The 5,469-nt window shown below is 67.8% G+C and carries 3 protein-coding genes and 1 pseudogene; all 4 read left to right on the forward strand.

What is annotated here, in order from left to right:
* A partial coding sequence (locus AC1DXV_RS30750) for a GGDEF domain-containing protein (RefSeq protein WP_477937251.1) occupies positions 1 to 1,508 on the forward strand: 1,508 nt, incomplete at its 5' end.
* Between the two features lie 231 nt (positions 1,509 to 1,739).
* On the forward strand, positions 1,740 to 3,083 hold the full coding sequence (locus tag AC1DXV_RS30755; protein WP_477937253.1) for an undecaprenyl-phosphate glucose phosphotransferase: 1,344 nt from the start codon (positions 1,740 to 1,742) through the stop codon (positions 3,081 to 3,083).
* 42 nt (positions 3,084 to 3,125) lie between these two features.
* Complete coding sequence (locus AC1DXV_RS30760; RefSeq protein ID WP_477870534.1) at positions 3,126 to 4,346, forward strand: porin family protein; 1,221 nt, start codon at positions 3,126 to 3,128, stop codon at positions 4,344 to 4,346.
* Positions 4,347 to 5,098: 752 nt separating this feature from the next.
* A pseudogene (locus AC1DXV_RS30765) lies at positions 5,099 to 5,212 on the forward strand (PEP-CTERM sorting domain-containing protein); the annotation flags it as partial.
* Positions 5,213 to 5,469: the final 257 nt, after the last annotated feature.

Raw genomic sequence — 5,469 nt, forward strand, 5'->3', positions numbered from 1 at the left:
CCGACAGCGCCGCCCAGGCCGCGGCGCTCGCCGGCCTGATCGAGCGCATCACCCGCGGCGTCGAGCGCGGCGGGCGCAACTGGACCGCGGCGCGCAAGAAGGAAAGCCTGCAGCGCGTGCTGTCGAGCAGCCGCAGCGACGTGCAGCGGCTGCAGCAGCGCCTGAGCCAGCTGATGGGCAGCTGGGAGGGCGACACGCTCGACGACATGGTCGAGGCCGACGACAGCCTCACGCAGCCGGCACCGCTGGATGCGCTGCCGCCGGCCGCGGCACCGTCCGGGCCGGCCACCGAGCCCGTGCCGGCCGATGCGGCCTTCCCGCTGTGGCAACGCGTCGCCGACGGCCTGAGCGGCACCGTGCAGTCTGCGCTGCCGCCGCCGCCGGCCCCGAGCGCCGAGCTGTCGCGCCAGCTGGCCGACCTGCTCGCGCAGCTCGAGGCCCCGGGCCCGACGCCGCTGCAGGCCGACGAGTTCGACGCGCTGTGCGAGCGCGCGCGCCGCATGCTGGCGCACCGCCATCACTTCGTCGACCAGCTGAGCGGGCTGTGCCAGGAGCTCACCGCGAGCCTCGCCGAGCTGGCCGAGGACGACAGCTGGGCGCGCGGCCAGGTCGACGCGATGAAGCTGCAGATCGACGGCGGGCTGACCGCGCGCAGCGTGCGCTCGGTCAGCGAGCTGCTGGGCCACACCCGCGAGCGCCAGCACCAGTTGCGCGAGGACCGGGCGCGCGCCCGCGACGCGCTGAAGCTGCTGATCAACCGCATGCTCAGCGAGCTGGGCGAGCTGGGCCAGCACACCGGCCGCTTCCACGAGAGCGTCGGCCGCTATGCCGACACCATCGAGAAGGCCGATTCGCTCGAGAGCCTGGCCGGCGTCGTGCGCGAGATGGTCGAGGAGAGCCGCACCGTGCAGTCGCTGGTCAGCCAGGCGCAGGGCCGGCTCGAGTCGGAGCATGCGAAGGCGGTCGGCCTGTCCGAGCGCGTGGCCGAGCTCGAAGGCGAGCTGCGGCGGCTGTCGGAAGAAGTGTCGACCGACCAGCTCACGCAGATCGCCAACCGCCGCGGCCTGATGCAGGCGTTCGATGCCGAAAAGGCGCGCATGGAGCGCGGCCAGACCGAGCTGTCGATCGGCCTGCTGGACGTCGACAACTTCAAGCGCCTGAACGACGAGCTGGGCCATGCGGCCGGCGACACCGCGCTGAAGTCGCTGGCCGAGGTGGTCAGCAAGGCGCTGCGCCCGACCGACCTGGTGGCGCGCTACGGCGGCGAGGAGTTCGTCGTGCTGCTGCCCGACACCCCCGTGCAGGAGGGCGAGCAGATCCTGACGCGCCTGCAGCGCTCGCTGTCCGGCGGGCTCTTCATGCACGAGCAGCGCCAGGTCTTCGTCACCTTCTCGGCCGGCGTCACGCTGTACCGGCAGGGCGAGGCGATCGAGGCTGCGCTCGAGCGCGCCGACGAAGCGCTCTACGAGGCCAAGCGAACCGGTAAGAACCGGACCTGTGTCGGATAAAAGCCTGTCGAATCTACCGATCGCCTGTGTCCAACAGTGACATGAGCCGGGCTTTCTGACAGGAAGGGTGCCCGTGTTCACCCTCTGGCGCCGCAAGAGAAATTCAGTTACAGCGCGAGGGCCTGTTGGCACGCCTCGTGCGTGAGGGGTTCGTGAAATTCTCAACGGACTCCTTCTCCCATGTTCGAAGAACGCAGCCATAGGCAGTTGTTCCTCGGTGCACCGCCCTCGGTGACGTCCTTCATCGCCGCGGTGATGGAGCCGTTGCTGACGGTGCTGTGCTATCTCGCCGTCAGCAGCTTCTTCAACGAGCCGGTCGAACGGCCGGCGCTGACGCTGTGCATGCTCGTGCTGGTGCTGAGCTTCCCCGGCGTGAACCGCTTCAAGGACCGCAGCCTCAATGCGGCGATCGACATCCTCAGCGCGTGGATCGCGCTGCTGGGCATCCTGGTGCTGTGCGGCTATGCGACCGACAGCCTGAAGTTCTTCGAGTGGCGGGTGCTGGCGTGGTGGGCCGGGCTGACGCCGGTCGTGCAATGGATCGCGGTGCGCGGCGGCAAGGAGGTGCTGCGGCGCCTGGCATTGCGGCCGGAGTACCGCCGCAGCGCGGTGGTGGTGGGGGCCGGGCCGCTCGGGGCCAAGGTGCTGGAGTCGCTGAAGGCGCGCCGCTCGTTCGGGCAGGACTTCGTCGGCTTCTTCGAGGACCGTTCGCCGGATCGCCTGCACCCCGATGCGCGCGAGCATGTGAAGGGCCGCTTCGAGGACCTGGCCGAGTGGGTGCGCCGCCACGGCGTGCGCGATGTCTACATCACGCTGCCGCTGACCTCGCAGCCGCGCATCGTGAACCTGCTGGCCTCGCTGCAGGACACGACCGCCTCGGTGTACTACGCGCCCGACGTGTTCGGCGTCAGCGTGATCCAGGGGCGCCTGCAGGACATGGCCGGCCTGCCGGTGGTGAGCCTGCTGGAGTCGCCATTCACCGGCACCAACGACCTCGTCAAGCGCTTCAGCGACATCGTGCTGGCGTCGCTGATCCTGCTGCTGATCTCGCCGGTGATGGCGGCGCTCGCGATCGGCGTGAAGCTGAGTTCGCCCGGGCCGGTGATCTTCCGCCAGAAGCGCAACGGGCTGGATGGCGAGGAGATCGAGGTCTACAAGTTCCGCTCGATGACGACGCAGGACAACGGCGCGGTGGTGAAGCAGGCCACGCGCGGCGATGCGCGCATCACGCCGTTCGGCGCGTTCATCCGCAAGACCTCGCTCGACGAGCTGCCGCAGCTGATCAACGTGCTGCAGGGGCGCATGAGCATCGTCGGGCCGCGCCCGCATGCGGTGGCGCACAACGAGCAGTACCGCAAGATGATCCAGGCCTACATGGTGCGGCACAAGGTGCGCCCGGGCATCACCGGCTGGGCGCAGGTGAACGGCTTTCGCGGCGAGACCGACACGCTGGACAAGATGGCCGCGCGCGTCGAGTACGACCTGGAGTACCTGCGCAACTGGTCGATCGGGCTGGACCTGATGATCATCGTGCGCACCGTGCGGCTGGTGCTCTTCGACCGCAACGCCTATTGATGCGATGCGGGCCATCCGTTTCCACTTTCGTCCGGTGAACCTATGCGCAGTCGTTCTTCCGTTGCTGTCCTCGTCCTGACCGGCTTCGCCGGCGCTGCCCAGGCCGGTGACGAATCCGATCCGTACGTGTTCGGCATCAGCCAGGCCATCTCGGCCGACAACAACCTGTTCCGCGCGCCCGATGGCGAGCCGGCGGCGCGCGATGCGGTGTCGTCGACCGGGCTGCGCGCCGCGATYGACCAGCCGTTCGGCCGGCAGCGTTTCACGGCCGGGCTCGAAGCCAACATCAACCGCTACAAGAACAACACGCAGCTGAACAACACCGACCACCGGCTGTCGGCGCGGCTCGACTGGTCGACCGTCGAGCGCGTGTCGGGCGAGCTGACGGCCGAGCAGCGCAGCAGCCTGTACCGCTACGACCTCGACAGCCAGAACCGCTACACCGGCAAGAACCAGCTGCGCACGACGGGCGCCGGGCTGCAGGTGCGGGTCGGCGTCGTCACCGCGTGGACGCTGGAGGGCGGCTGGGCCGGCAACCAGAGCCGCTACTCGGCCGAGGAGTTCAGCAACCGCGACGTGCGCCAGCAGACGGTGAACGCCGGCGTGCGCTGGGCCGATTCCGACGCGCTCAGCGTGCGGCTCGGCGGCCGGCACACCGAGGGGCGTTTCCCGAACTTCGGCGTCGAGCCGGACGTGTTCCGCCGCAACGACGTCGACCTCAGCCTGCTCGCGAAGCCGAACGGCCTGAGCACGCTGAACGCGCGTGTCAGCGTGACGCGCGAGAACCATTCGGTGCAAGCGCAGCGCGACACGAACACCTGGACCGGCGCGCTCGGCTGGAACTGGCAGGCCACCGGCAAGCTGAACTTCGACACGCAGCTCTCGCGCGACAGCAGCGTGGGCAGCAGCACCTTCGGCACCGCGCTCAACGAGATCGATTCGAGCGACACGCGGGTCAGCCACGGCCTGCAATTGAAGGCGCGCTGGGATGCGACCGCGAAGATCCAGCTCACCGCGCAGGGCGGCTACACGCGGCGCAAGCTGGACAACGCCTTCATCGCCAACGGCGTGACCGCGCCGACCGAGGGCGAGGACAACACCACGACCTACGGGCTCGGCATCGCGTGGCAGCCGCTGCGCAGCCTGCAGTTCGCCTGCAACATCGGCCACGAACGCCGTCAGATCGTCGGCGACAACCTGACGATCACCTACCCCTACAGCGCCACCACCGGAAGTTGCTCCGGGCAGGTCAGCCTGCGCTGAGTCCGGCGCCTTGTCGGATGGCGTGACGCGTGCGGCGCCCTGAATTCATGCTGCGTTGCACCACGCCAGGGAAATTCGCCCAGGCATGGACCATGCTGATGTGTCGACTTGAAGGCTGTTTGCAGCTACTTGCAAGCAGTAACGAAGCGATACAGGGCGGAAATCGGCAAGCTTGGGCTGCCGAAAGGTAGTTGCTGCTGCAAATTCGGCTGCTTTTGAGGGGCAAAGAGCAGTTCGAAGTGAAGCCGGGTGGGCATGCCGGCTGCCTCATGCCCCGTGCGCCCCGATCGACCCCCCTTGAACTGGGGATGGGATCTGAAAGTGGCGTGTGTCTTGCATACGGGAAAGCACCTAATCACCAGGAGGTATCCATGAAGAAGTTTCTAGTTTCACTGGCCTTGACCGCGATGACCTTCGCGACCGGGTCGGCGTTCGCCAGCAGCGAGAGCTGCGACGATCCGCTGAAGAGCAAGCTGGGTCAGAGCTTCTGCTACGAGGTTTTCGACAACCTCGCGCCGGGGATGTACAACGTGAGCTTCGAATATGAAGCGCAGTCGAAGGGTGGTCCGCTGGACCGCACGCTCGACTTCGCCTTCCTGTTCGACAGCCAGAAGGGCCCGGGCACGTTCGACCAGTTGTCCGACTCGACGAAGACGACCGGCTGGAACACGTACTCGTTCGTGACGAAGGCGGGTGGCGACAGCTTCCTGATCTTCGCGCTGCTGGGCGTGTACCCGCAGAAGTTCAGCCTGGCGCTGCAGAACATCACCGTCACGGCCGTTCCGGAGCCGGCGACGTACGCGATGCTGCTGGCCGGCCTGGGCGCGATCGTGTTCGTGTCGCGCCGCCGTCGCCCGCAAGAGTAAGTTGGCAGCCTCGACTGAGGCTGCTTTCGAAAGGCCCTGTAGCGCAAACTGCAGGGCCTTTTTGCTTCTGCGCTTGCAAAGGCGCGGGTGGGGAGGCTGGGGCTCGCCGGTCGGTGCGGTCTTCGCCCCTGGGGGCGAAGACTGCCCTCCGCTGGCTGGTTTCATGGCCCGTCGYCSAAACTCCCKCCRCTCACTTCGTTCGYTGTGGTCAAACAGTSGRCGACAGTCAGTTCACGAAGCGTGCTGCGCACGCGGGC

It is taken from the genome of Rhizobacter sp. P3_C12 (assembly GCF_056402735.1).